Source organism: Aeromonas hydrophila subsp. hydrophila ATCC 7966 (assembly GCF_000014805.1).
Taxonomy (GTDB): Bacteria; Pseudomonadota; Gammaproteobacteria; order Enterobacterales; family Aeromonadaceae; genus Aeromonas; species Aeromonas hydrophila.
The window spans coordinates 3,090,983-3,116,462 of the sequence record NC_008570.1; the positions used below are offsets into that span (position 1 = coordinate 3,090,983).

Here is a 25,480-nt window from a genome sequence, read left to right on the forward strand (position 1 = left end):
AAACGCATTGCACCGGGGTAAATGATCCCCTCTGCCCATGTGGGAGACAGGTAGGGTGCCAATAAGCGAAGCGCATTGCACCGGGGAACGGTCCCCTCTCCCCTTGCGGGAGAGGGCTAGGGTGAGGGGTTCGGTAACGTCTTTGCTTGGGCTAAATATCGCCGTCTAAATGGCACGGCTCAGCCATGTAGGACACGAGGACTCCTTCCTCGACGGGGTTTCACCGCCGCTGCGCGGCTTGGCGAGTGACTTTGGAAAGACCAAAAGTCACCAAAGGTCTATTCACCCACTTGTTCGCCCTCCTGCGTCGGGTTCCCTCGGCTCACCCATTTGTCCAACGGCACGCGCCGATGGGCTTTGACCTTCGCCATCCCTGGCGTCGGTCAAAGTCCGCTGCGGACATCCATGTCCTTGCGCCAAACCGGGCCGAGCGTTGCTCGTCTAATTCCGGTTTGGCCCATGGCCCATCGGCGCTCGCTCGGCGTCCTGCCTCGCGGCTTGGACAAACGGTCTCGCCTCGGCAAACAACAGGGGGCCAGAACCAACCCGTAGCCCCGAGGTTAGTTAACAACCGTCTGTTGCATATTTGGGGCAATGAATGGAAGAATAATTATTTCTGAATTTTCTCTTAGCCCACCTCATAGCAAAGCAATTTTGTCGTATCTATACAGCAAGTCACATCAACTTGATTGCATAGGTTAAAAAGTAACGTGTGAGCACAGCAGAATGCTGCTCTCACATATACCAAGGAAAAAATAGTGACTATTCCTCCTAACTCAACCTTAAATGTGAGCACACTTTAACCACTTCAACTTTATAATGGATTCAACTATATGAGCGATATTGTTAACAAACTTATTGAGGCTGTAGAAAAAGGTAATGTATGGGTAGCTTTAACAGTCGTAGCCGTTGCGATTATTTTTAATTTGCGAACTCTATTTAGTTTCTTTGAGGAGAGACAAAAAGCTAGAATAATAAAGCTAGAAGCCGCTATACAATGTCCTCAAATCGTAGGTTCGACTAAGTCTCATTTAGAAAATGAACTTGCTGCAGAGCATTTCAAAATAACTACCGGAATGCGATTAGAAAAAGAAATGCGAGAATCATTAATTAATCTACATAAGAAAAGCCATGGAGAGATATCGTTTGCTCACTTTAAAAGAGGGCTGCCTCATATTTTTTATAAAAACAAAAGGATTGTCGTAGAAATTAGTTTTATTGAATATTCATTATTCGTCTTCAATCTATTTTTTGGAATTGCTCTGATATTTTCAGGGTTATTTCTCATGGTATTACCAACAGATAGATCTATTACATGGATAGAGCTGTTTTCACAAATAGGACTAGGGTTTATTTTTATCACTACAGCATTATTCATGCTCACTCAAACATTTCCAATAATGTCTGCCAATAGAGTGAAAAAACTAATACAAAAAATGAATCCCATGGATTAATGCCACTTCTCTTAAAAACAATTAATATATAGCTTGATAGATAAAGTTTTTAATAATCCCACACCAATTGTTAATTTTATGTAAGTTTATATAAAAGTCAATCTTAACAAAAAACATTCCCCATTAGCCAACAACATTAACATTGCTCACATTTCCAACCCACGATGAAAATAAAGGGACTTATATATGCAATTTGATAAAGAATTACTTGGTAAAATATTAGACCCAATTCATGGCATAATCCGCTTAAGCGAATTGGAAATAAAATTCATTGATCACCCTCTATTTCAGAGGCTAAGAAATATAAAGCAGAATACTTTTTTATATAAAGTTTTTCCTTCAGCAATGCATAGTAGGTTTGAACACTCTCTCGGCGTTATGCATCTATCATATGAAATATTAAAGAATTTAAATTTAAATTCATATAGATATCAAAATAAGTATAGTGATGGTAGAATTTTTAATAATATTGAGGACCTTCCTTTAAAGAATATTCGGGAGCTGAGATTGGCAGCTCTATTACATGATCTTGGCCATGGTCCAATGTCTCATCAGTTTGATTCATTTATGTGCAAAAAAGAGGATTTATCAGAACATCTTGGACAGGACTTTAGTGATATTTTCAAGATTATTTCCAGTGGTGCCACCATTGACCATGAGCATATGTCTGCGATCTTCATAAAAATTATTTATAATAGCTTGAATGATGAGTTACGCAACTTAATAGATATTAACAATGTTATTAGTATAATCGAGAGCAAATATAAAAATAATAGAATTATAGTAAGTTTTGGTGATAAAAGCTTAGACATCCTCCCTCTATTTACATCTATAATATCATCCTGCCCTATTGATGCTGACCGAATGGATTATCTTCTAAGGGACAGTTATTTTTCCGGTGTGAAATGTGGTATCTATGATTACAATAGGCTCTTTATGTCTATTGTACCTGTTATAGATAATAACAAAGTGTTTTTGGCATATAAAGAAAGTGGAATTGACTCTATTGTTGAGTTTATAAATGCTAGATCAAGTCTATTTGGGCAAGTTTATTACCACAAAACAAATAGAGCATTTTCAGCAATGTTAGGCAATGTTTGTGAAATATCAAAAGAAAGTACATCTGGAGAGACTTTGAGCCTATTTAAACTTGAGGAACCAGATGCGGCTAACCCAGAGAGTAAGTTGGAACAACTAGAGGCCTTTTATTTAGATAATTCAGATGACTTTTTTTTAAATGAACAGCTGCCAAGCTTCGTTGAGGAAAGTAAACACCATGAACTTGGCAAAAAAATACTCAACGATATTATAAATAGAAATCCTTGGTCAAAAAAATACGAATCTAAAATATACCCGAAAAACTTAAAAATAACAGACATCACAAAGAAAGAATTCGTATCAAAACTCAAGTGTGATTTACTTGAATTAATTTCAAAGACTATCCCTAAATATCATTTTTCTATAGACATAATGACTGACAATGCATTCAAAGATATAGATAAGACAGAAATAAAACTTCTAAGGAAAAATTTACATGGAAGCTATGATATTAAAAAGCTATCCGAAAGTGGTGACAAACTCGACAAGTATCAGTCAATTAAATATTTAATTAGAATATTTATATATAAAGAATACGAAGGTTATGTATCGAATGATTTAATATCAGAAATTGAAATGCTGAAGAATAATATTGCACATGAACATTTCGAGTTATAACATATAAAAACCGCAGCCCAAGGGATGCGGTTTTTAATTTCTATCTGCCAAACAGTCCGCACCTAAACAAGAACGTTATTTAGCCAGTACAGTGCACTTCAATTTCCTTGCAGTGGGATAGGCTGTCAATATTAAAACTGATACCACGGGCGGGCACGGTATTGTTTCCCCCTGCAAACCGCCGAGTCGAGCTAAACGGGTCAGGAGCGCCATCAGGGATAAGGGCGGTTTGCCGAGGAATGACGCTAGCGCCCCTCACCCTGCCCCTCTCCCACAAGGGGAGAGGGGATCAGAGCGGAGGCAACCGAGGCATAAAGGGAAAAGGCATAAAAAAACCGCAGCCCCAGGGCTGCGGTTTTTTTATTGGCTCAACCGGTTGGCACCAACAAGGCCACCGGCCTTAGGCACGGCGCCGGCTGGTCTTGCCGGTGCTGTCTTCCAGCACCTATTCCCATCTCGGTGAGACGGTTGCGGGCGGCGGCGTCGGCGGCCCAGTTCTTGTCGGCGCGGGCCTGGTTGCGCTGGACGATCAGTTGCTCTATCTCGGCCACTTCGTCATCGGCCTCATTGCCCTTGAGGAAGGCGTCCGGGTCTTGCTGCAGTATGCCGAAAACCGCAGCCCTAAGGCTGCGGTTTTTTATTAGCTCAACCTGTTGGCGCGAGCAGCGCCACCGGCCTTAGGCACGGCGCCAGCTGGTCTTGCCGGCGCTGTCTTCCAGCACAATGCCCATCTCGGTGAGACGGTTGCGGGCGGCATCGGCAGCAGCCCAGTTCTTGTCGGCACGGGCCTGATTGCGCTGGGCGATCAGTTGCTCGATTTCGGCAACCTCTTCATCCGCTTCGTCACCCTTCAAGAAGGCTTCGGGGTCTTGCTGCAGGATGCCGAGCACGGCACCCAGCTCACGCAGGCGGGCGCCCAGCGCGGCAGCAACGGCCATGTCTTCACCCTTCTGGCGGTTGATCTCGCGCACCAGGTCGAACAGGGCGGAGTAGGCTTCCGGGGTGTTGAAGTCATCGTCCATTGCTTCCTTGAAGCGAGCCACCTGCTCGTCGCCACCGGCCGCAGCAGCAGCCGGCAGATCGCGCAGGGCGGTGTACATACGCTCCAGCGCGGCGCGGGCCTGCTTCAGGTTATCTTCCGAGTAGTTGAGCTGGCTGCGGTAGTGGCCAGACATCAGGAAGTAACGGACAGTTTCGGCATCGTAGTGGGCCAGCACGTCACGGATGGTGAAGAAGTTGCCAAGGGATTTGGACATCTTCTCTTTATCCACCATCACCATGCCGCTGTGCATCCAGGTGTTGACGTAGTCGCCACCGTGGGCGCAGCAGGACTGGGCAATCTCGTTCTCGTGGTGCGGGAACTGCAGATCGGAGCCGCCGCCGTGGATGTCGAAGTGGTTGCCAAGGTGCTTGGAGTTCATGGCGGAGCACTCGATGTGCCAGCCAGGACGGCCCGGGCCCCAGGGGCTGTCCCAGGTCGGCTCGCCCGGCTTGGACATCTTCCACAGCACGAAGTCGAGCGGATTGCGCTTGGCATCCACCACGTCAACGCGGGCGCCGGCCTGCAGTTGCTCCAGATCCTGGCCGGAGAGCTTGCCGTAGTCGGCGTAGGAGTCGACGATGAACATCACGTCGCCGTTGTCCGCCACGTAGGCGTGCTCTTTATCCAGCAGGGATTGCACCAGCTCGATGATCTCGCCGATGTGCTGGGTGGCGCGCGGCTCGACGTCCGGGCGCACCATGCCGAGGGCATCGAAGTCGGCGTGCATGTCGCCGATCAGGCGCGCGGTCAGATCGTCACAGGTGACGCCGGTTTCGGCGGCACGCTTGATGATCTTGTCGTCCACGTCCGTGACGTTGCGCACGTAGTTGAGCTGATAGCCGCTGTAGCGCAGGTAACGGGCCACGACGTCGAAGGCGACGAAGGTGCGGCCATGGCCGATATGACAGTGATCGTAGATAGTGACGCCACACACATACATGCCCACCTTGCCCGGGTGGATAGGTTTGAATTCTTCTTTTTGACGAGTGAGTGTGTTGTATATCTTCAGCATCTTATGACCACTGCCTGTGAGTAAAATGGCCTGCCATTCTACCCGCATCGCGCGTAGAAAACGAGGCAGAAAACGTGCCGGATCAGGCGCACCATCTATGCCGCAGGGCCCTGATGGGCTAGAATTGCCACCACTTTATGCCATACACCTGCGGGCACCTCGTCGCCCGCATCAAATGAAAGGACATATCATGGTCACTCTGCACACCAATCACGGCGACATCACCCTCACCCTGAACGCTGAAAAAGCCCCGGAAACCGTGGCCAACTTCCTGCAATACTGCCGTGACGGTCACTACGACAACACCATCTTCCACCGCGTCATCGACGGCTTCATGATCCAGGGCGGCGGCTATGCCCCGGGCTTCGAAGAGAAAGACACCCGCGCCCCCATCAAGAACGAAGCGGCCAACGGCCTGTCCAACAAGGTCGGCACCATCGCCATGGCCCGCACCATGGAGCCGCACTCTGCCAGCGCCCAGTTCTTCATCAACGTGAACAACAACGACTTCCTCGACTTCAAATCCGCCACCACCCAGGGCTTCGGCTACTGCGTGTTCGGTGAAGTGACCGCCGGCATGGACGTGGTCAACAAGATCAAGGGCGTCAAGACCGGCAACTACGGCCGCATCCACCAGGACGTGCCGACCGAAGACGTGGTGATCACCAAGGTGACCCTTGCCGAGTGATCTCTGCCTTCTGCGAGATGAACTGACTGCGGCCCCGGCCGCAGTTTTTCCATCTGCGAAGGCCGGCCCCATCGACTGGCGCCGTCTCGATTACCTGGCCCACGGCAACCCGCGCCAACGCTCGGCCCATGCCCTGCTCACCGCCGGGGTGTGGGATGCGCTGGCAGCCCAGTGCAGCGATCTGGCGCTGGTGAGCACGGTCGCCATCGGGCTCGACAGGCCCGGCAGCGATCTCGACATCGTCTGCCGCCACCCGGACCCGGCCGCGTTTGCCGCGGCGCTAGCCGCCCAAGGCTGGCAGGTTGCGCAAAAGGGCGCTGACATCTGGCTCGCCGAGCAGACCGTCACCGGCGCCGATGGCCACCCTTGGCCCCTTGAGCTCTACCTCACCCCGGATCCCCTCGAGCGCCTCAACGGCTGGCGCCACCTCAGCCTGATGACCGCCCTGCTTGAGCAGTTCGGTGCAACGTTTTATCACCAAGTGCTGCGCCTGCGCCTCGAGGAAGGGCTCAAAGGAGAGGCCGCCATGTGCCACTTGCTGGGCCTTGCCGGCGACCCGTATGCCGCGCTGCTCACCCTGGAGGGCGGCGAGCTTGCCCCACTGGCGTGGCAGCCGGGGGCGATGAGCCCCCTTTCTACCTCTACTTCCAGCCACCTCAACAGGGCCCAGCGCACTTTCTCATGAGCACCCTCTTTATCAGCGACATTCACCTGTGTGCCCAGCGGCCCGACATGACCGCCGCCTTGGTGCGCTTTCTGGCGCACGACGCCCCCGGCGCCGATGCCCTCTACGTGTTGGGCGATCTGTTTGAATTCTGGATTGGCGACGATGATCCCAATCCCCTCCACGGCGAGGTGGCCGACGCCTTTGCGGCCCTGAGCCAGCAGGGGGTGCCCCTCTACTTCATTCATGGCAACCGCGACTTCTTGCTGGGCCAGGCCTTTGCCAAGCGCGCCGGCATGACATTGCTGGGGGATCCGTGCGTCATCGAGCTCTACGGCGAGCGGGTGGTGCTGAGCCACGGCGATCTGCTCTGCACCCTGGATGAGGGCTACCAGAAGTTTCGCCGCATCACCCAGCTCAAATGGCTGCGCTGGCTGTTCCTGCGCCTGCCGCTCGCGCGCCGCCAGGCCATCGCCCACAAGATGCGCGGCCAGAGCCAGATGGAAAATGCCCACAAGAGCCAGACCATCATGGACGTGACCCCGGCGGCGGTGGACCAGATGCTGCGCCAGCACGACTGCCGGATGATGATCCACGGCCACACCCACAGACCGGCCATCCACGACTTCCAACTCGATGGCGCGCCTGCCCGGCGCATCGTGCTGGGGGACTGGTTCGAGCAGGGCTCGGTGCTGATCTGCCGCCCCGGCGAGCAGCGCCTCGAGCAGCACGCGCTGATCTGAATTAGTCGGTTAGCAGCAATAAAAAAGGCGGGAAGATCCCGCCTTTTGTTTGCCTGCGATTTGCCTGCTATCTACTCGCACAACGGCTACATCACCGTCATCTGCCCCGCGTAGAGGATGAAGTAGCGCAGCAGCAATATCCCCACCAGGCTCAGGCTGCAGATAAGCGCCAGCCGGGCCGGTTGATGAGCCTTGGCCGGACTGCCCACCCGCCCCAGCAGCTGGGGCAGCAGGATCCCCAGCCCGATGACCCCGAACCAGAACACCTGGGACCAGAAACCGCCGCCGATGGCCGCCCACATGGCCGCTTCCCGCTGGCCGCCACCAAAGTAGAGCCCGGTGAAGAAGCAGAGCAGCAGGAACAGCTCGATGGCGACGATGGGCCGCTCGAAGCGGTGCACGAAGCTCACCCCGCGGCTGTGGCCATCCTCCCGAAACAGGGTGACCGCCAGCAAGATGGTGGAGGCCACCCCCGAGCTGATGCCGGAGACCAGAAACAGCGCCGGCAGGATCGGGTTGTTGAGCATGGGGTAGGTCTTGAGGGCGGAGAGCAAAAAGCCGGTGTAGGCCCCCAGCAGCACGGCCAGCAGCAACAGCAGCGGCGCCAGCAGCCGCTCGAGGCGGGCGAGCCAGCCGATGAGGCCGTCTACAAAGGCGAGCTTGTCCACCAGCAGCCGTCGGCGCAGGGCCTCGATCTCGGCTCTGAACACCACCGCCAGCCAGGCAAACAGCACCGCCATGTAGACCTGGAACAGCATGACCCCCATCGACATCACGGAGTCGAACTGGTAGTGGAACATCAGCTTCCAGAAGGTCCAGGGACGGGCCAGGTGAAAGATGAGGATAAGCAGCCCCAACACAACGCTCACCGGCGCCAGAATGGCGGTCGCCTTGATGATACCGCTTTCGCTGCCGGCCCCCTGCCGGCGCAGCAGCACCGAGAGGGTGGCCGAGCCTGCCGAGATACCGAGCAGGAACAGGTAGATGGCGATGGGGCCATCCCACACCAGCGAGTCGAAGTGAAACGCTTCATGCCACATGGTGCCTCCCTCCCGCCAGCCGGTCTGCGTCATACACATGAGATGGGATCATGACTTCACCTCCCCTTTCGGCACCCGGTACATCTTGGGCGAGGTACCGAGGAACTGCTTGTAGCGATAGGTGGTCTCCTGCACCAGCCGTTTGGCGATGGGGCTGTTGGGATCGTCCAGATTGCCGAACACCAGCGCCTTGGTCGGGCAGGCTTCGACGCAGGCGGGTTGCTTGCCCGCCGCCAGATTGGTCTTGCGGCAGAAGTCGCACTTGTCGGCAACGCGGGTAACCGGGTTGATGAAGCGCACCTGATAGGGGCAGGCGGCCAGGCAATAGCGACAACCGACGCAGAGGTCGGGGTTGATGTCGACGATGCCATCCTCCGCCCGGATGTGAGAGGCACCGGTCGGGCAGACGTGCACGCAGGGGGCGTTGTCGCAGTGCTGGCAGGATTTGCGAAAGAAGCGGTACTCCTGCGCCGGATACTCCCCCACCGGGCCGCTGCGCAGGATCTGCAGGCGGGCTACCCCTGCCGGCACCTGGTTCACCTCGCGGCAGGCGTCCATGCAGGCGGTGCAGCCGATACAGGCTGTCTCGTCGTGGATCATGCCGTAGCGCACGCCCTTGATGGTCATGCTGTTGGCCAGGGCGCGCGGGGCCCCCGTCAACAGGATCAGGGCGCCGGCGCTCATGCCCACCATGAAGTCGCGGCGGGTCGTGCTCATGCGCCCTCCTTGACGGCGCCACCCAGGCCGGCCTCGTGCTGCTTGCGGTGGCAGTCGACACACAGCTTGATGCGCGACTTCTCGGGGATCCCCACCATGGGCTCCTTGGCCGGGTGCAGCTGGTGACAGCTGGTGCAGCTGACCCGGGTGGCGTGCACGTCGTGGGCCCAGAGGGCCTTGCGCAAGTCATCCGGCTCATGGCAGCTCATGCAGACGCCGTTCTGCTGGCTCAGCGGGAAGGCGTCATTGCCAAAGCGCATCACGTCGACCATGCCGCCGCGCTGTTTACGGTGATCGGCCGACGCATTGCCGTGGCAGTTGGTGCAGGTGACCTGCTCCCCCGTGTTGGGGTTGGTGACCTGGCCATGCTTGCCGTGCATCCCCTCCTCCCCGTCGTGGCACTTCTCGCACTTGGCGAAACGGGCTGCGGCTTTTTTGGCGGCGGCTTTCTTTTTTTCCGCCTTGGCCTGCCGTTCGGCCAGGGTGGGTTGCGCTGCCTGCTCGGCACTGGATGTGGCACTCGGCGCGGTTGGCGTCGCATCCGCTGCCTGCGCACTGGCCAGCGCCAGCTGACCCGCCCCCAGGGCGAGAGAGGCGAGCAGCAGCCACTTGATGATCTTTTTCATAGGAAACTCCGAAACGGTGGCACCCGCCGGGTGCCGTCTGCCCGCCTGGCAACAAAAAGGAGCTGGTGACAGCTCCTTTGACGGTCATGAACACGAGACCACACCCCGCCAGAAGCGGGGTGGCTGCGTCAACGGGAGGGGCAGCGACGTTACTGCTGGCTTGCGTAGTACTCGGCCAGCGCCTTGAGGTCGGCATCGCTCATGGCGATGATGGCCTTGTTCATCTTCTCGTCGTTGCTGCGCTTGCCGGCCTTGAACTCCTGCAGGGAGGTCAGCAGGTAGCCCTTGGGCTGGCCGGCAAGGATGGAGGCCTCGTCTTCGGCCACCGAACCGCCTTCGGAGTGGCACTTCTTGCAGCCGGAGTCGTCGTGCAGTTTCTGCCCCGCCTTGGCCAGCGCCGCATCGAACGGCTGCTTCATCGGCTTGTAGGGCAGCTCGGCATAGTGCACCGCCAACTCGTCGATCTGCTCGTCGCTAAGGCCCTTAACAATGTCGGTCATGTTCCCCTTCTTGCTGGTATCACCGGTGACATGATTAACGGTCTTGGCCGGCCGGCCGTCCAGGTAGGTGCGCATCTGCTCGGCAAGATTTGATTCTGCCAGCCCTGCAATAGTCGGAATATCGTTCTGGGTGCTGATCCCCTGATTTCCATGACATGAGTTACATGTATCCACCAATGAGTCCAGGCTGGCATGTGCGGTGCCAATAGAGCCCAAAAGCAACGACAGTCCCAGTATTTCCAGCTTCACACTGCGTTTCATTTCTTATCCCTCTTCCAGAAAAGGTCTATAAACCCCAGTAAAAACAGACATTTTTATACTCAAGGTTGATTTTCGATCCGTTTTTGAGACTTAGATCAACGCCGTCTAATATATAAACCTTACAATTAAGATGGAAATGATTTATACCGTATTTAGTCCTCTTTTGACCCTTAAGTGGTATCTTTTTGGGAATTTTTTGAGCTGGCTCATATATGGAACAATAAGTCCGATAAAAAAGGATAAAACAATGAAATACTGGAAAGTATTGGTGGCTGCAGCAATGGTGTTCACCCTCTCCTCCTGTGGGGGCGGCGGTGATGGCAATGACCAGACGGATCCACCTCCCCCCCCTCCGGGAACCCCAGATTCGCTGGTGATCTCGGCCTCCACCCCACAACTTGGCGAGAGCGGTCAGCTCTCGGTGCAATTCAAAGTAACCGACAAGCAAGGCAAGGGTTATGAGCTGGGAACCACCCTTCCCTCCTTCACCCTGGCCAAGGTGATCCCCGGCCGCGACGCCAAACGGGAAGACCCTGTCATCTGGAAGAGCTTCATCTACAGCACCAAGAACAACCGGCCCACCGGCGAGAACGGCGGCAAGCTGGAAGCGCTTGGCAATGGCCAGTACCGCTACACCTTCTCCTTCAATGCCACCACGGTGCGCGACCCTTATCCGAGCGATTCGCAGGACAACAACGGCTTGATCCGCTGGGATGAGGCAGCGACCCACCGCCTCGGCATCTACTTTGGCGGCAGCAACGGCATTCCGGTCACCGACTACGTGCTGGACTGGGTACCGGCCGGCACGCCGCCACTGCTGACCCGCGACATCCTGGAGCAGCAGAGCTGCGACAGCTGCCACATGAAGCAGCCGATCCACCACAGCAACCGGGCCGATCCCAAGCTCTGCGTCACCTGCCACAACGAGAGCGTGCCCGGCAGCGGACGGGGCGATCTGACCACCCTGGTGCACAAGCTGCATGGCAACCTGGATGCGACCGCCACCAAGCTGGTGAGCCACTTCCCGCAGGATCCGCGCAACTGCGACACCTGCCACAAGGGCGTCACCCCGACCACCCCGGATGCCAACAACTGGCAGCACGCCCAGGAGAAACCCTGCGGCGCCTGCCACGCGGACTCCACCACGGCGACCGGCTACGTCAGCCACATCAACGGCAAGATCAACAGCGGCACCCTCTGTACCCAGTGCCACGCCGAAACGCCCGGCAACACCAAGTCCCCCAGCAGCGTGCACATGGGCTACCTCGCCAACGAGGCCGCCGGTCGCGACAAGCTGGTGTTCAAGTTTGACGACGTGCGCTACGCCGCGCCCAACATCGAGGTCGAGCTGACCGTGACCGCCAACGGCACGCCGGTCGAGACCATGGACGGGGTGCTCAAGTACATCAAGTACGGCGATCTGGCCAAGGCTCCCTACGTGCTGGTCAACTGGGATCAGGGCAGCGGCTTCGAGCTGGGCTACACCAACCCGCAGACCTTCGTCGCCGGCAACAAGATTGACTTCACCAAGTGCGAAAGCCAGGGCGGCGGCAGCTTCCTGTGCCGCAAAGAGGTGGGTAACGAGGTGACCGGCACCCTGGCGGCCACGGTCGCCGAACTGCAGGTGTGCGTGGCCCGCAAGGCAGATCGCAACGGCGCCTTCGCCGCCGGGGATCTGCTCCCCTGCAGCAGCACCGCCAGCGCCCTCTCCTACGTGGCCATCAACCCGGTCAAGGCCTACTTCCGGGTCGAGGGCGGGGTCGACGGCAGCTATGTGCTCAAGGCAGGCGCGGATCTGGCCTCCTGCAACGGCTGTCACAAGGATCTGGCAGTCCACACCGAGGGCAACGCGGGCTCGGCTCACGCCTCCAAGGACTTCGCCCAGTGCACCAGCTGTCACAACGCCACCCGCACCTCCTTCTATGCGGGTGTGCCGGGGGATCTGAAGTACCACGTGCACTCCTTCCACGCCTTCGGCTCCCATCGCAGCGGTGATGCCACCTTCCCGGGCAAGCTGAACAACTGCGAGTCCTGCCACACCAAGGGTCAGTACAACCTGCCCAACCAGCAGAACGAACGACCCTCGCTGGTGGCGACCACGGCGGACAACAAGCAGCCCAAGTTCTTCAGTCCGACCCTGGTGGTCTGCGCCAGCTGCCACCTCAAGTCGCCGCTGGGACTGGTCAAGCCGGACAGCCCGGTCGCCGGGGATGAGTGGGCCACCCACATGAAGAACAACGGCGCCATTTTTGGTGCAGAGACGATAGAGGCCGCCACCGGAGTTGAACAGTGCGCGTCCTGCCATGCCGTCGGGCAGGAGCAGGGCGTCGACAAGGTTCACAAGGTGTATGACTTCCGTTGAGACCACCAGGCCGGGGGGATGCCTCCCCCCGGCCCTTTGCCGTTGAAGGACACGATATGAAAAGAATCACCCCGCAGTGGCTCCTGGCGGGTTTGCTGGCACTCGGTTGCCTGCCGGTCTGGGCCAAGAGCGATGCCCAGCCGGCGGCCGATGCCGATCCGCGCCTGCAGGTCGAGGCCACCCTCGACCAGAAATTCGACCAGGGCAAATACTCCCCCAAGGGGGCCGATACCTGCCTCAAGTGCCACGATGCCGACTCGCGCAAGCCCGCCACCGGCATTTTCCACAATGTGCACGGCAACCTCGGCAACCAGAACGGGCCGATGGCCGACAAGCAGTGTGAAGCCTGCCACGGCCCCGCCGGCAACCACCCGCGCAATCCCCGCAAGGGGCAGCAGCGGGAGCCCATGATCACCTTCGGCCCCGACTCGCCGGTGCCGGTGGAGAAGCAGAACAGCGTCTGTCTCTCCTGCCACACCGATACCCAGCGGATGGGCTGGCATGCCAGTGCTCACGCGGTGGAGGATGTCTCCTGTACCAGCTGCCACAGCCTGCACCAGGCCAAGGATCCGGTGATGGACAGCAAGCTGCAGGTGGAGACCTGTACCAGCTGCCACGCCCAGCAAAAAGCCGATCTGCACAAGCGCACCAGCCACCCCATTCTCAATGGCGAGCTGCCCTGCTCCAGCTGTCACAACCCGCACCAGTCGCAGAACGAGGCCAGCCTCAAGCAGCCCAGCCTCAACGAGAGCTGCTACGAGTGCCACGCCGAGAAACGGGGCCCCTTCCTGTGGGAACACGAACCGGTGACCGAGGATTGCTCTCTCTGCCACAGCCCGCACGGCTCCATCAACCAGGCGCTGCTCAACAAGCGGGTGCCCCAGCTGTGCCAGGAGTGCCACAGCGTGCCCCATGCCAACGTCTCCATCCCCGAGGGGGATCTCAAGGTGCGTGGCGGCAGTTGCCTGAACTGTCATAACCAGATCCACGGGACCAACCATCCCAACGGTCAATCACTGCGGCGCTGAGGAGAGAAGTCATGAAATACTCAACACTTTGGCTCTCCCTGCTGGCGGTCTGCTCGGCCCAGGCGGCCGAGGAGCCGCTGGCAGTCGGGGATTACGCCCTGCAGCAGAGCAAACCGGCCAAGACCGAACGCTGGAGCTGCAAGTCCTGCGAGCGCGATGAGGGCTGGTTTGGCGAGGTGGGGCTGGGTGCCGGCTATGCCAACGACGATGGCGCCACCCGCTTTCGCAACTGGGTTCCCAGCCAGCAGGACAGCGGCATGCTCGGCATCTTCAACGCCGACCTGCAATACCGGGGGGAAGGCTCCCGCTACGGCAGCCTGGAGGTGAAAAACCTCGGCATGGAGCGCTTCAGCCTGGCGACCGAACAGGGCCACTACGACGGCATGCGCGCCCGGCTGGGTTACTCGGAGTCCCCCTTCTACTGGAACAGCCACGGCCGCAGCGTCTATCAGCCGGGCGAGAGCCCGCTGACCCAGGGGTCGCTGGCCGAGTTCGACAAGGAGGTGGTGCGCAAGAAGCTGACCGCCGGGCTCGCCTATACCCCGAAGAGCCCGTGGCGCCCCTACGCCGATTTTTCTCATGAGAAAAAAGAGGCCACCCTCGCCTACTACCAGTCGAGCGTGCCCGGCATCGGTAGCGGGCCAGGCCTTTTGCCCAAGCCCGTCGACGGCAGCTCGACCACCCTGGTCAAGAGCGGCGTCAGTTACCTGGGAGAAGGCTGGCTGGTCGATCTCGCCTACAACGGCTCCCTCTACCGTACCGATGATACGGCGCTCTACTATGGCAGCGTCGCCGATCCTTACGCCAACGAGCGCGCCTACGAGCCGGACAACAACTTCCACCAGCTGAGCCTTTCCGGCCAGTACAACTGGGATCGGCAGAGCCTGACCGGCCGCGTGCTCACCAGCCAGGCCACCTCCAACGGCAGCCTGACCGCGTTTCGCAACGCCCCCATCACCCAGGATGACTTCCACGGCGAGGTAAGCACCCTGCAGGCCGATGCCAAGTGGGTAGGCCGCTTTGGCCGGGATCTCACCCTGCGCGCCGGCGGCGAGTATCGGGACCGCAAGGACAAGTCCGATGAATACGCGGTGGTCGGCAAGCTGCGCGGCAAGAGCGATCGCACCCGCAGCAAGGCGGATCTGGCGGCCGACTACCGGCTCAGCCGCTCGGTCAAGCTCACCACCGGCTATCAGTACAAGGCCGATCAGCGCGAACAGGCCGACCGGCAGGATACCGACGAGCACACCCTGTTCCTCAAGGGGCGTTACCGCCCGGCCGGGGCGCTGCAACTGGGCGGCAAGCTCGCCTGGAGCACCCGCGACGGCTCGGACTGGCGCCACGACAGCGCCGGTGGCAACGGCAGCCCGACCCTGCGCCAGTTCTATCTGGCGGACAGGGACAGGGTCGAGCTCAGGGGGGATCTCGGCTATCAGTTCAGCGAGGGGATGGATGCCCGCCTCGAAGGGTGGTGGGCAAGAGATGATTACAAGGAGCCGGACATAGGGCGCAGCGAGGGCAAGGATTATGGCATCGACCTGACCCTCAACCAGCAGTTCGACGACAACCTGAGCGGCCACCTGTTCAGCAACCTGCAGTGGATCACCTCCAGCCAGAACCACGCCTACACAGGCGCACCGGACTGGGATCCCTACAGCACGGAGGTGCGCGACGAGATCACCACCCTCGGGCTCGGGCTCACCCAGAAGAAGGCGTTTGACCGGGATCTCGAGCTCGGGCTCGATTACAGCTTCGCCTATGGCCGCGGCAAAACCGACGCCAGCAAGGGCTATGACTACCCGGATCTAACCAGCAAGCAGCACCGGCTGGAAGGCTACGCCCTCTATCAGCTCACCAAGCAGCATTCGCTGCGCTGGGATGTGCGTTACGAATACTTCCAGGATGTGGATTACCTCTACACCGGCGAAGAGCGCAACCTTGGCAACCTGAACCAGGACTACAACGGCTACTTCACCGCCGTCTCCTGGCTCTACAAGTTCTAAAGGCACGATTGCACACCGATAAGGGCAGACACCCTGTGTTGTCAGCCCAACAATAAAGAGGGGAGCCCAGGCTCCCCTCTTTCATCATCTCGTCTTTGTTCTCTAAATTGCCCTCAGCACCCTGTCGCCATCCACCAGTCGGGCTCGGCACGGCATCAGCCGGTATAGGTCGGCTCCAGCGCATAGTGCTTGAAGCAGGCCTCCAGCTGGCTGCGCGCCTGCGGTGCCACCTCGATGAACTCCAGCCCGTATACCTCGCCCTCTTCCGCCTGACGGGACCACATCACCCTGGCCTTGATCGCCAGCGGCGTCTGGTTGCGATACAGATCGATGGAGGGCTTGGGGGTGTAGATCTTGAGCTCCACCTCGGCGCGCTTGTCCAGAGCCAGGGGCTGCACCGTGCGCAGCCGCAGGCCGGTGACGCTGAAATCCTCGGTGATCGACTCGTGGAACCCGCCCCCGGCCTGTACCTTCACCATCATGTGCTGGTACATGCGCGGCGCCCGGCGCAGCTCATGCTCGCTGCGATCCGCCCCGCTCTCGGCCTCGAAGCGGAACTGCTCCATGATGTCGCGCAGCTGGCTCGACTCCTGGTAGAGGGTGCGGCTGATGATCCCGGTGGTCTGCACCTTCTCGGTGTTTTCCGCGAGCGCATGCAGCAGATCGTGCAGATGGGCATTGAGCGAGGAGAGCTTGCCCATCTGCTCGTCGCTGGTGCCGCGGATCTGATCCGCCGCGCCGACGCTGCGCTCGATCTCCGTCATCAGGCCGTTGATGGACTGGCTCGCCTCGTGCGCCTTGTCCATGGTCAGGTGAGTACGGGCGATGACGCTCTTCACCGAGGACTCGTTCTCGCCGATGAGCCGGCTCAGGGTCGTGACGATCTCGTTTATCTCCTTGGTGGCCTGACCGGCATTGTTGGCCAGCTTGCGCACCTCGTCGGCCACCACCGCAAAGCCGCGGCCATACTCCCCGGCCCGGGCCGCCTCGATGGCGGCGTTGAGAGCCAGCAGGTTGGTCTGCTCGGTGATGGCGGTGATGGACTGGGTGATCACCTGAATGCGCTGGCTCGCCTCGCTCAGCTGGCGGGTCTTCTGCTCCGCCTGCTGCGCCTCGGTCACGGCGTGGCGCATCTCTTCGATGTTTTCACTCATCACCCGGGTGCTGCGATGGGCGCTCTGATAGGCAAGCTCGGCCTGCTGCCCCACCTGGCTTGCCAGGCCGGAAACCGCCTCGGCCGCGCAGGAGAGGTCGTTGCTGGCGCGGGTCACTTCCGTCGAGTGGTGCTGTTCCAGCTGGGAAGCGTCGGTGATGGTTCTCGAGATATCGGAGATCTGATAGGAGGACTGGGCCAGCTGCCGGGTCCGCAGGTCTATCTGGCGCATGTGGCGGCTGAGCTGCGCCGCCATCAGCCGCATGGCCCCGAGCACGCTGTGATTGTCTGCCGAACGGGTCTGGATGGTGACGGTGAGGTTGCCCGCCGCAATCTCGGCCGCCACCCGCGCGGCATAATCCGGCTCGCCGCCCAGGGTGCGCATCAGGTGACGGTACTGGATGAAATAGGCCAGCACCACGAACAGCAGGGAGACCAGTCCGGCCACCAGCCCCATCAGCAGGGCCAGCTCCTTGGCCTCGTCGCGGCTGGCGACGGCACGGGTGACCTGGCTGTCCAGCTGATGATTGATGCGCTCAAGCCGCTCGTTGATGCTTATCACCATGTGATCAAAGCCACCCTGGCTGCTCATCATCAGGTTGCCCGCCGCCTGACCCTGGCGACTGTAGGTATCCACCATGGTCGCCCCTTTCTCATACAGCCCCTTGACCGTCTCCTGCATCGGCAGCAGTTCGTCGCTCAAGTCCGGCAGGCTGCGCATCAGGGTATCGAGATTCTGCAAGGCGGTATCGCGGAACGTGGCCGCCTCGGCGAGGCCCTCTTCCGTGTTGCCGGTCACCGCCGCATCTGTGATGAACTGCTGGATCTGCACCAGGTCATAGCGCGTCTCCTTGAAGATGAGGTGAGCCTGATTGAAGCGCTCGACCTTATCCTGTGCACGCAGCTGGGCCTGGCTGCTCCACAAGGAGACGATGGATGCCACGATCAGCGGCACCGCCACCAGGATCCCCCCCAGGATCATCATCCGTTTGACCGAATGCCTTCCTCGGGGCGCATGCGACACCGCATGTGCCTCGGTATGGTCGAAGGCGGTGTCCTGCAAGAGTCCTTGTGCAGTAGCCATGGCATCACCTCATCCTGGTAGCAGAGCGTCATTGGGCCATCGCAGCAAGGCATTCAGCTGCAAAGAGCCGATCCGTTTTGTCGACCCAAGCAAAACCCAAGCCAGGAAAAACGACCTGGTTTGCCCCCTCTCCCGCCCCCCAAAGCGAGCAACTTGCCACAAGGTCCGCTCAAGGCGCGCAAAATGCGATGCAAACTGCAATAAAAGCGGTATTTTCTGCCCGAGCCACCCCCTCGGACCATTACGCCTTGCCCTGATCGACCCAACTCCCTTTACCATGCCCGGCTCACGGACGCGGCTTCCCGGTCTGGGGTGAGCCACCGCCAACGCCCGGCCATATTGATGATCAACACACTATTGGCAGGTACCCAGCTCAGGGGTCAAGACCATCCGTTGGCGCACCATGGCGTATTAGGCCTAGTTTTTGTATGGAGGGAATCTGAGTTAAGTAGTCGGCATGCATTACACTCATAAGCAGAGTCTAAACCACACAAAAAGAGTGGATAAAGTTAAATAGGCTCATTGCACAATTTCGACCTGGCTGGGGAGTGCTTATGTTCAACACGAAACTGAAACAAGAGCTGGTTGCAGAGAGAGCAAGAGCCTTGCAGAGCGAGGCGCTGAACCACGCCATGCATGCCCATCTCCCCATGATAGAATTCACTCCCGAGGGCCATATCCTCGATGCCAGCCCGCTGTTTCTGAGTACCGTCGGCTACAGCCTCAAGGAGATCGTGGGGCAGCACCATGCCATCTTCTGTCGAAAAGAGGACTCAGACTCCCCCTCCTACCGGGAATTCTGGAGGAAGCTGGCCAATGGCCACAACCAGCACGGCACGTTTCAAAGGGTCGGCAAACACGGCCAGGAAATCTGGCTGGAAGCAACCTACTTCCCGGTCAGCCAGGATGGCAAGGTCAGCAAAGTCGTTAAAATCGCCTCCGACGTGACCTTGCAACATGATCAGCTCATGACGCAGAAAGCGATATTCGAAGCGCTGGATCGCTCCCTTGCGGTCATCGAGTTTGAGCCAAGCGGCGTCATCATCAACGCCAACCGCAATTTTCTCGACACCATGGGCTATCGACTCGATGAGATAAAAGGTCGTCAGCATCGCATGTTCTGTGATGAGTTGTTTTATCGGGAACACCCCGATTTCTGGCAGGAACTGGCTCAGGGAACCTTCAAATCAGGGCGCTTTCAGCGCTTTGACAAGCAAGGTCATGAAATCTGGCTGGAAGCGACCTACAACGCAGTGCGGGGCAGCCATGGCAAGGTGATCAAGGTCATCAAATTTGCCTCCAACATCACCTCGCAAATCAAAAAAGATCAGGCCGTGCAAAATGTGGCCAAAGTAGCCAACGAAACCTCCGTCACCACCAAGGCTTCCGCCATCAAGGGTGAGGACATGCTGACCACCGTCGTCTCCACCTCGGACAACATCGTCACCCAGATGGAAAATGCCAGTACGCTGATGAGCAAGCTGCATGCCCAATCTCAAAATATCACCGCCATCGTTTCCACCATCAGCAGCATTGCAGATCAGACCAATCTGCTGGCACTCAACGCCGCCATCGAAGCCGCGCGAGCCGGTGAACAAGGCAGAGGCTTTGCCGTCGTGGCCGATGAAGTCCGTCAACTGGCGGCAAGAACCTCTCAATCCACCAACGAGATCGCAAGCGTGGTCAGCCAAAACCAGCAGCTCACCCATCAGGTCAGCGAACAGATCCAGTCCGCGGCTGATGGCGCCATCCATGGACAAAGGCAGATCGACGACGTCGCGAAAGTGATGCAAGAGATAAGGAATGGCGCCGAAGAAGTGTCGACCATCATCTCGGAACTCTAGAGAAAGCAACAAGGGTCACCTTAGGAGCTCAACCCCTCTGGTAGACAAGGCAGACTGGCTACTCACCCAGGTGGTGCACGACCTCACCAACCAGGGCTGCACCAACCGCCTGCAGCTCGAGGTGAAACTCGACGAGCTACCGGAATAAAACTGCGTGGACAAAATGTGGACATTGACCAAAAACAAAAAGGCCGCTATTGCTAGCGGCCTTTGTAAGTCTTTGATTTTAATGGTGCCCGAGGCCGGAATCGAACCGGCACGACGCGAACGTCGAGGGATTTTAAATCCCTTGTGTCTACCGATTTCACCACTCGGGCACCGTAATCGGTATCAAGCTCGCGCCGCGGGCTTGTCAATATGGAGGCACGTTCCGGAGTCGAACCGGACTAAACGGATTTGCAATCCGCTGCATAACCGCTTTGCTAACGCGCCATGCAAAAGAGAGAAACTCTCTATTGTCTGAATTTGGAGCGGGAAACGAGACTCGAACTCGCGACCCCGACCTTGGCAAGGTCGTGCTCTACCAACTGAGCTATTCCCGCAATGGTCTGGCTGACTGCCTGACTACGAGGACGCATTCTAGCGATGTTCCTCGCCCAGTCAACCAAAAATGTTTAATACCCTGATCGTTCGGGTGTTTTTTGCCCTTTTCCTGCATTTTCAACGTTCACGACCGTTTCCCTGCCCCAAGTGCGGGGAAACGATGCTTAGTACAAACGCAGACTAGAAGCGGGAGTGGTAGGTCAGATCGCCCCAGGCGGCCTTCATGTACTGGAACATGGACCAGAAGGTGAGCACGGTGGCCACATAGAGCAGCACATAGGCTAGCCACACCATCCAGATGTCGTACTGCCAGATGAGACCGGTGAGCGACACCATCTGGATCATGGTCTTCCACTTGCCAATCCAGCTGACTGCCACCGAGGAGCGCTTGCCCAGCTCGGCCATCCACTCGCGCAGGGCGGAGATGATGATCTCGCGGCCAATCATGGTCATGGCAGGAATGGTCACCCAGATGGTGTTGTAGTGCTCGACGATGACCACCAGCGCCGCCGCCACCATGATCTTGTCGGCCACCGGATCGAGGAAGGCGCCGAAGGCAGTGGACTGATTCAGCTTGCGGGCAAGGTAGCCGTCAAACCAGTCGGTCGCCGCCGCCAGGATGAAGACGATGGCCGCCGCCAGATAGGACCACTGATAGGGAAGGTAGAATAGGATGACGAAGACGGGGATGAGCAAGATCCGAAAAAACGTCAGCAGATTAGGAATATTTGTCATTATTTTCAGCCACTTCTTGTATGCCGCTACATGGTAGCCCCAAGCCGATCACGGATGCAACCGGACAGGCGCCCGCCTTGGTCTATGAATCCATCAACAACCTCAGGATGCGGGCCATTATGGCATTTACGGCCCCCCTGCGTCACGGCTCTTGTGTGCCGGGATCCCCGAAGTGAATGAACCCAGAGTGAATGATGTGACTCAACTCGCCCCTTGCCGATTCCTTGGGCGACAGCCCCTGTTCGCCGTCAGGGCAAACAGGGGCAACACGAGGCGTATTCACCCCGTCTCGGCTACCAATGGCTAGAGCGAGTGCAGGGCGTCGTGGATGGACTGGGCCAGCTCCTGGCTGATGCCGGGCACCTTGGCGAGCTCCTCCACCCCGGCTTTTTTCACCTCCTGCAGCCCGCCTAAGTACTTGAGCAGCGCCTGCCGCCGTTTCGGCCCCACCCCCGGAATGTCCTCCAGGGTACTGGTGGTGCGGGCTTTCGCCCGTCTGGCGCGGTGGCCAGTGATGGCAAAACGGTGGGATTCATCGCGAATGTGCTGAATCAGGTGCAAGGCGGGCATATCTGCCGGTAAATGCAGCTCTTCGTGGCTCTCCCCCAGGATCAGGGTCTCCAGCCCCGCCTTGCGGGTCACCCCCTTGGCGATGCCCACCAGCAGCGGATATTTGCCCCCCAGAAACTCCAGCTGGCGGGCCAGGATCTCCTCGGCACGGCGCAGCTGGCCGAGACCGCCGTCGATAAACAGCACGTCCGGCACCTTGTCCGGCTCCTGCTGCTTGCCAAAGCGCCGCTCCAGCGCCTGCTCCATGGCGGCGTAGTCATCGCCGCCGGTGATGCCGTCGATGTTGAAGCGGCGATACTCCGATGAGAGCGGCCCCTCCCGGTTGAACACCACACAGGAGGCCACGGTGCGCTCACCCATGGTGTGGGAGATATCGAAGCACTCCATGCGGGCGATGGGGCGCTCCAGCTCCAGCAGCTCCTCCAGCTGGTCGTAGCGGGCGGTGGTGGTGCTCTTGTGGGCGAGCCGCGAGCGCAGCGCGGTCTGGGCGTTGATGGAGGCGAGCTTGATGAAGCGGGCCCGCTCGGCGCGGGTACGGCTCACCACCCGCACCTTGTAACCGGCGGTCTGGCTCAGGGTCTCGGCGATGACGTTCTCGTCTTCGAGCGCCACGTCCAGCAGCACCTCGCTCGGGATCTGCCGCCCCCCCTGTCCCGACAGATAGAACTGCAGCAGGAAGGATTGCACCACCTCGTCGAGCTGGGTATCTGCCGGCACTTTCGGGAAGTAGCTGCGCGAGCCCAGCACCTTGCCCTGGCGGATGAAGAGCACGTGGATGCAGGCAGTCCCCTGCTCGAAGGCCACCCCCACCACGTCGAGCTCGTCCAGTACGTTGCCGCTCACCGACTGCTGCTCGGTGACCCGGCGCAGCGCCTGGATCTGATCCCGGTAGCGGGCCGCCTCCTCGAAGCGCAGATCGCCGCTGGCGGACTCCATCTTGCCCACCAGCTCGCCTATCACCTGCTGGTTCTTGCCCGCCAGAAACAGCTTGGCCAGCTCCACCTGCTGGGCATACTCGGCCTCGCTCACCAGCCCGGCCACGCAGGGGCCGGCGCAGCGCTTAAGCTGGTAGAGCAAACACGGGCGGCTGCGGTTGGCATAGACCGCATCCTCGCACTGGCGCACCGGGAAGATCTTCTGCATCAGGTGCAGGCTCTCGCGCACCGCACCGCCGGAGGGGTACGGGCCGAAGTACTCCCCCTTCACCTTGCGGGCACCGCGATGGACGCCGATGCGCGGGTGCTGGTGGGCGGTGATGATGATCCAGGGGTAGGACTTGTCGTCGCGCAGCAGCACGTTGTAGCGAGGCTGGTACTGCTTGATGAGGTTGTGCTCGAGGATCAGCGCCTCGGTCTCGGTGTGGGTGACTGTCACCTGCACGTCGGCGATCTGGCGCACCAGGGTGCGGGTCTTGATGCTGTCGACGTTGGCCCGAAAGTAGGAGGCGAGCCGTTTTTTCAGATCCTTGGCCTTGCCCACGTAGATGACGGTGCCACCGCTGTCATACATGCGGTAGACGCCGCTCTGGTGGGTGACGGCACTGAGAAACGCCTTGCTGTCGAAGAGAGGTTCAGACGAGGTCATGCTGGCTCCGGCAACGGGGATCGAGGTGCTGGATCTGGGGGATCGCGGCAAACGGAAGATCGAAAGAGAGGCTCATCGGCAACTCGGCTCAACGGATGAAAGCAGAAGACGGCACAGAGCATACTGCGCCAGGCCGGCAAAAAGCAAAAAGGCGGCACAGGCCGCCTTTGATGGCTACACGCCGCCCGTTACAGGGTGTCGGCATCCAGCATGCCATAGCGAATGGCCAGATGGGTCAGCTCCACATCGCCATTGATGTTGAGCTTGCTGAACAGCCGGTAGCGGTAGCTGTTGACCGTCTTCGGGCTCAGGTTGAGCTGTTCGGAAATATCGGTCACCTTCTGCCCCTTGGTGATCATCATCATGATCTGCAGCTCGCGCTCGGAGAGGGACTTGAAGGGGTTCTCGTCGGCCGAGGCAAACTGGCTCAGGGCCATCTGCTGGGCGATCTCCGGGGAGATGTAACGCTGACCGGAGTGGACCAGGCGAATGGCGTGGATCATCTCGTCCGGCGCGGCCCCCTTGGTGAGATAGCCGGCGGCACCCGCCTGCATCACCTTGGTCGGGAACGGATTTTCTGAATGAATGGTCAGCACTATGATGCGCACATCGGGCCGGATCCGCAGGATCTTGCGGGTCGCCTCCAGGCCGCCGATGCCCGGCATGTTCATGTCCATCAGGATCACATCGGGATGGTGCTGACGACAGAAAGTGACTGCGGTTTCCCCGCTCTGCGCCTCGCCCACCACCTTGATCCCGCGGACATCTTCCAGAATGCGTCTTATCCCTGTACGCACCAACTCATGATCATCGACCAGGAATACATTAATCACCCAAACACCCCGTTTTTTATCTCGTTATATGCCAGTTAGGGTTAACACGGCGTCTTGCATCATAACCAAACTCGCTGATTTGGCAAACCATGGCCGGTAAAAGTTTGAAAGTGCTCATAAATGGTGTTTTGAATCAAATAATTATATAAAGATTAAACACAAAAAACGGCGCCCGCAGGCACCGTTCAGAGTCATTTTTGCTGTTGTCGGCATCAGTTCGCCAGCAGCGCGCGCACCTTGTCCAGATCGGCCTGGGTATCCACCCCGACCGGCGGCGCCTCGAGCGCCTGGGCCACGTGGATCTTCTCCCCGTACCAGAGCACCCGCAGCTGTTCCAGCGCCTCGATCTGCTCGAGCGCGCTCGGCGCCCAGTCCACATAACGCTGGATGAAGCCGGCGCGATAGGCGTAGATGCCGATGTGGCGCTGGTAGTGATCGCCAATCTGCTCGCGACTCGCGGCAAAGCGATCCCGATCCCAGGGAATGGAGGCGCGACTGAAGTAGAGGGCGTAGCCCTCCTGGTCGGTCACCACCTTGACGGCGTTCGGGTTGAACACCTCTTCGGCGTCCTGGATCGGCACCGACAGGGTCGCCATGGGCGCCGTGGCGGCGGCCAGGTTGTCCGCCACCTGGCGGATGATGACCGGCGGAATGAGCGGCTCGTCCCCCTGCACGTTGACCACTATGGTGTCGGCGGCAAAGCCGTAGTGACGGCACACCTCGGCCAGCCGCTCGGTGCCGGACTGATGATCCTTCGAGGTCATGCACACCTCGAAACCGGCCTGCCCGGCGCAGGCGGCCAGCGCCTGCTGCACCCGCTCGTCATCGGTGGCGACGATCACCCGATCGGCGCCCGACTGCAGAGCCTTTTCCACCACGTGCTGCACCATGGGCTTGCCGTGGATGTCGGCCAGCGGCTTGCCCGGCAGCCGGGTGGAGGCGTAGCGGGCCGGAATGACGACGACGAAGCTCATGACGACAGCTCGTCGCTGCTGAGCGGACGGGCGCGGTTCTCCAGCAGCACCGGGATCCCCTCCTCCAGCGGATAGGCCAGCTTGTCGAAGCGGCAGACCAGCTCATGCACGGCCTTGTTGTAGTGCAGCTTGCCCTTGCAGACCGGGCAGGCAATGATGTCGAGCAACTTGATGTCCAAAGCCAAAACGATACTCCTTCAACGATGTCGCACCGGCGGTTTCATCACGCCGGCGATGGATGTCGAACAACCAGATATGCCATGTGGGGCATGATAAGCCCCTGCTCCCCCACGCGGGCGAGAGA

Annotated in this window: 20 protein-coding genes, 3 tRNA genes and 2 pseudogenes; 10 read left to right on the forward strand and 15 right to left on the reverse strand. The window is 58.7% G+C overall.

Going from position 1 to position 25,480, the window contains the following annotated elements; genetic code table 11:
* Positions 1 to 833: 833 nt before the first annotated feature.
* Both AHA_RS13920 and AHA_RS13925 read left to right on the forward strand, forming a co-directional pair.
* A complete protein-coding gene (locus AHA_RS13920) occupies positions 834 to 1,454 on the forward strand; it encodes a hypothetical protein (protein ID WP_139348844.1) in 621 nt (206 codons plus the stop codon).
* 186 nt (positions 1,455 to 1,640) lie between these two features.
* On the forward strand, positions 1,641 to 3,170 hold the full coding sequence (locus tag AHA_RS13925; protein WP_011706563.1) for an HD domain-containing protein: 1,530 nt from the start codon (positions 1,641 to 1,643) through the stop codon (positions 3,168 to 3,170).
* 400 nt (positions 3,171 to 3,570) lie between these two features.
* On the opposite strand, the pseudogene AHA_RS13930 reads toward AHA_RS13925, so the two are convergent.
* Positions 3,571 to 3,787 (reverse strand): annotated as a pseudogene (locus AHA_RS13930) (CysS/YqeB C-terminal domain-containing protein); the annotation flags it as partial.
* 60 nt (positions 3,788 to 3,847) lie between these two features.
* On the reverse strand, positions 3,848 to 5,224 hold the full coding sequence (gene cysS / locus AHA_RS13935) for a cysteine--tRNA ligase (RefSeq protein WP_011706565.1): 1,377 nt from the start codon (positions 5,222 to 5,224) through the stop codon (positions 3,848 to 3,850).
* Between the two features lie 190 nt (positions 5,225 to 5,414).
* Here cysS and AHA_RS13940 point away from each other — a divergent pair, with 190 nt between their 5' ends.
* The 3 genes from AHA_RS13940 to lpxH are packed head-to-tail and all read left to right on the forward strand — an operon-like array spanning position 5,415 to position 7,319.
* On the forward strand, positions 5,415 to 5,912 hold the full coding sequence (locus AHA_RS13940; protein WP_005302674.1) for a peptidylprolyl isomerase: 498 nt from the start codon (positions 5,415 to 5,417) through the stop codon (positions 5,910 to 5,912).
* The gene (locus AHA_RS13945) at positions 5,902 to 6,597 is read left to right on the forward strand and encodes a DUF4269 domain-containing protein (protein WP_011706566.1); all 696 of its coding nucleotides are present in this window, start codon (positions 5,902 to 5,904) and stop codon (positions 6,595 to 6,597) included. Before AHA_RS13940 ends, AHA_RS13945 begins: the two co-directional genes overlap by 11 nt.
* On the forward strand, positions 6,594 to 7,319 hold the full coding sequence (lpxH, locus tag AHA_RS13950) for a UDP-2,3-diacylglucosamine diphosphatase (RefSeq protein ID WP_011706567.1): 726 nt from the start codon (positions 6,594 to 6,596) through the stop codon (positions 7,317 to 7,319). The genes AHA_RS13945 and lpxH overlap by 4 nt, the downstream gene beginning before the upstream one ends.
* 86 nt (positions 7,320 to 7,405) lie before the next feature.
* Here lpxH and netD read toward each other — a convergent pair whose 3' ends face one another.
* The 4 genes from netD to pdsA form a co-directional block, all read right to left on the reverse strand.
* A complete protein-coding gene (gene netD, locus AHA_RS13955; RefSeq protein ID WP_011706568.1) occupies positions 7,406 to 8,359 on the reverse strand; it encodes an Nrf-like electron transfer protein NetD in 954 nt (317 codons plus the stop codon).
* A gap of 48 nt (positions 8,360 to 8,407) precedes the next feature.
* A complete protein-coding gene (gene netC / locus AHA_RS13960; RefSeq protein ID WP_011706569.1) occupies positions 8,408 to 9,076 on the reverse strand; it encodes an Nrf-like electron transfer protein NetC in 669 nt (222 codons plus the stop codon).
* On the reverse strand, positions 9,073 to 9,702 hold the full coding sequence (gene netB, locus AHA_RS13965) for an Nrf-like electron transfer protein NetB (RefSeq protein WP_011706570.1): 630 nt from the start codon (positions 9,700 to 9,702) through the stop codon (positions 9,073 to 9,075). Before netB ends, netC begins: the two co-directional genes overlap by 4 nt.
* Positions 9,703 to 9,851: 149 nt before the next feature.
* The gene (gene pdsA, locus AHA_RS22005; protein ID WP_011706571.1) at positions 9,852 to 10,463 is read right to left on the reverse strand and encodes a periplasmic diheme shuttle PdsA; all 612 of its coding nucleotides are present in this window, start codon (positions 10,461 to 10,463) and stop codon (positions 9,852 to 9,854) included.
* Positions 10,464 to 10,710: 247 nt separating this feature from the next.
* Between pdsA and AHA_RS13975 the strand changes: the two genes are divergently transcribed.
* Genes AHA_RS13975 through AHA_RS13985 form a run of 3 tightly spaced genes read left to right on the forward strand, consistent with a single transcriptional unit; the run spans position 10,711 to position 15,856 of the window.
* A complete protein-coding gene (locus AHA_RS13975; RefSeq protein WP_164927685.1) occupies positions 10,711 to 12,825 on the forward strand; it encodes an OmcA/MtrC family decaheme c-type cytochrome in 2,115 nt (704 codons plus the stop codon).
* A 56-nt stretch (positions 12,826 to 12,881) separates the two neighbouring features.
* The gene (locus AHA_RS13980; protein WP_011706573.1) at positions 12,882 to 13,853 is read left to right on the forward strand and encodes a DmsE family decaheme c-type cytochrome; all 972 of its coding nucleotides are present in this window, start codon (positions 12,882 to 12,884) and stop codon (positions 13,851 to 13,853) included.
* A gap of 11 nt (positions 13,854 to 13,864) precedes the next feature.
* A complete protein-coding gene (locus AHA_RS13985) occupies positions 13,865 to 15,856 on the forward strand; it encodes an MtrB/PioB family decaheme-associated outer membrane protein (RefSeq protein WP_011706574.1) in 1,992 nt (663 codons plus the stop codon).
* 155 nt (positions 15,857 to 16,011) lie between these two features.
* On the opposite strand, the gene AHA_RS13990 is transcribed toward AHA_RS13985, so the two are convergent.
* On the reverse strand, positions 16,012 to 18,093 hold the full coding sequence (locus AHA_RS13990; RefSeq protein ID WP_011706575.1) for a methyl-accepting chemotaxis protein: 2,082 nt from the start codon (positions 18,091 to 18,093) through the stop codon (positions 16,012 to 16,014).
* Between the two features lie 632 nt (positions 18,094 to 18,725).
* On the opposite strand from AHA_RS13990, the pseudogene AHA_RS22050 reads away from it, so the two are divergent.
* Positions 18,726 to 19,412 (forward strand): annotated as a pseudogene (locus AHA_RS22050) (PAS domain-containing protein); the annotation flags it as partial.
* Positions 19,413 to 19,544: 132 nt separating this feature from the next.
* Positions 19,545 to 19,937, forward strand: a complete 393-nt coding sequence (locus AHA_RS22055; protein WP_370511043.1) for a methyl-accepting chemotaxis protein — start codon at positions 19,545 to 19,547, stop codon at positions 19,935 to 19,937.
* A gap of 230 nt (positions 19,938 to 20,167) precedes the next feature.
* On the opposite strand, the gene AHA_RS14000 is transcribed toward AHA_RS22055, so the two are convergent.
* From AHA_RS14000 to AHA_RS14035, 8 genes are all read right to left on the reverse strand, one after another.
* Positions 20,168 to 20,254, reverse strand: a tRNA-Leu gene (locus tag AHA_RS14000).
* Between the two features lie 41 nt (positions 20,255 to 20,295).
* Positions 20,296 to 20,369, reverse strand: a tRNA-Cys gene (locus AHA_RS14005).
* A gap of 34 nt (positions 20,370 to 20,403) precedes the next feature.
* Positions 20,404 to 20,479 (reverse strand) — tRNA-Gly (locus AHA_RS14010).
* Positions 20,480 to 20,660: 181 nt separating this feature from the next.
* The gene (gene pgsA / locus AHA_RS14015) at positions 20,661 to 21,215 is read right to left on the reverse strand and encodes a CDP-diacylglycerol--glycerol-3-phosphate 3-phosphatidyltransferase (protein WP_011706577.1); all 555 of its coding nucleotides are present in this window, start codon (positions 21,213 to 21,215) and stop codon (positions 20,661 to 20,663) included.
* 303 nt (positions 21,216 to 21,518) lie between these two features.
* Complete coding sequence (uvrC, locus tag AHA_RS14020; protein WP_011706578.1) at positions 21,519 to 23,369, reverse strand: excinuclease ABC subunit UvrC; 1,851 nt, start codon at positions 23,367 to 23,369, stop codon at positions 21,519 to 21,521.
* A gap of 188 nt (positions 23,370 to 23,557) precedes the next feature.
* On the reverse strand, positions 23,558 to 24,202 hold the full coding sequence (gene uvrY / locus AHA_RS14025; RefSeq protein WP_011706579.1) for a UvrY/SirA/GacA family response regulator transcription factor: 645 nt from the start codon (positions 24,200 to 24,202) through the stop codon (positions 23,558 to 23,560).
* Positions 24,203 to 24,414: 212 nt separating this feature from the next.
* Positions 24,415 to 25,176: a 3-deoxy-manno-octulosonate cytidylyltransferase gene (kdsB, locus tag AHA_RS14030; RefSeq protein WP_011706580.1), complete on the reverse strand. Its 762-nt coding sequence runs from the start codon at positions 25,174 to 25,176 to the stop codon at positions 24,415 to 24,417.
* On the reverse strand, positions 25,173 to 25,361 hold the full coding sequence (locus AHA_RS14035) for a Trm112 family protein (RefSeq protein ID WP_011706581.1): 189 nt from the start codon (positions 25,359 to 25,361) through the stop codon (positions 25,173 to 25,175). The genes kdsB and AHA_RS14035 overlap by 4 nt, the downstream gene beginning before the upstream one ends.
* Between the last annotated feature and the right edge of the window lie 119 nt (positions 25,362 to 25,480).

What these genes read in the sequence shown, in the direction of transcription:
- AHA_RS13920 (WP_139348844.1), top strand. Translation starts at nt 834, where the DNA reads ATGAGCGATATTGTTAACAAACTTATTGAGGCTGTAGAAAAAGGTAAT.
- AHA_RS13925 (WP_011706563.1), top strand. Translation starts at nt 1,641, where the DNA reads ATGCAATTTGATAAAGAATTACTTGGTAAAATATTAGACCCAATTCAT.
- cysS (WP_011706565.1), bottom strand. Translation starts at nt 5,224, where the DNA reads ATGCTGAAGATATACAACACACTCACTCGTCAAAAAGAAGAATTCAAA.
- AHA_RS13940 (WP_005302674.1), top strand. Translation starts at nt 5,415, where the DNA reads ATGGTCACTCTGCACACCAATCACGGCGACATCACCCTCACCCTGAAC.
- lpxH (WP_011706567.1), top strand. Translation starts at nt 6,594, where the DNA reads ATGAGCACCCTCTTTATCAGCGACATTCACCTGTGTGCCCAGCGGCCC.
- netD (WP_011706568.1), bottom strand. Translation starts at nt 8,359, where the DNA reads ATGTGGCATGAAGCGTTTCACTTCGACTCGCTGGTGTGGGATGGCCCC.
- netC (WP_011706569.1), bottom strand. Translation starts at nt 9,076, where the DNA reads ATGAGCACGACCCGCCGCGACTTCATGGTGGGCATGAGCGCCGGCGCC.
- netB (WP_011706570.1), bottom strand. Translation starts at nt 9,702, where the DNA reads ATGAAAAAGATCATCAAGTGGCTGCTGCTCGCCTCTCTCGCCCTGGGG.
- pdsA (WP_011706571.1), bottom strand. Translation starts at nt 10,463, where the DNA reads ATGAAACGCAGTGTGAAGCTGGAAATACTGGGACTGTCGTTGCTTTTG.
- AHA_RS13975 (WP_164927685.1), top strand. Translation starts at nt 10,711, where the DNA reads ATGAAATACTGGAAAGTATTGGTGGCTGCAGCAATGGTGTTCACCCTC.
- AHA_RS13980 (WP_011706573.1), top strand. Translation starts at nt 12,882, where the DNA reads ATGAAAAGAATCACCCCGCAGTGGCTCCTGGCGGGTTTGCTGGCACTC.
- AHA_RS13985 (WP_011706574.1), top strand. Translation starts at nt 13,865, where the DNA reads ATGAAATACTCAACACTTTGGCTCTCCCTGCTGGCGGTCTGCTCGGCC.
- AHA_RS13990 (WP_011706575.1), bottom strand. Translation starts at nt 18,093, where the DNA reads ATGGCTACTGCACAAGGACTCTTGCAGGACACCGCCTTCGACCATACC.
- AHA_RS22055 (WP_370511043.1), top strand. Translation starts at nt 19,545, where the DNA reads ATGGAAAATGCCAGTACGCTGATGAGCAAGCTGCATGCCCAATCTCAA.
- pgsA (WP_011706577.1), bottom strand. Translation starts at nt 21,215, where the DNA reads ATGACAAATATTCCTAATCTGCTGACGTTTTTTCGGATCTTGCTCATC.
- uvrC (WP_011706578.1), bottom strand. Translation starts at nt 23,369, where the DNA reads ATGACCTCGTCTGAACCTCTCTTCGACAGCAAGGCGTTTCTCAGTGCC.
- kdsB (WP_011706580.1), bottom strand. Translation starts at nt 25,176, where the DNA reads ATGAGCTTCGTCGTCGTCATTCCGGCCCGCTACGCCTCCACCCGGCTG.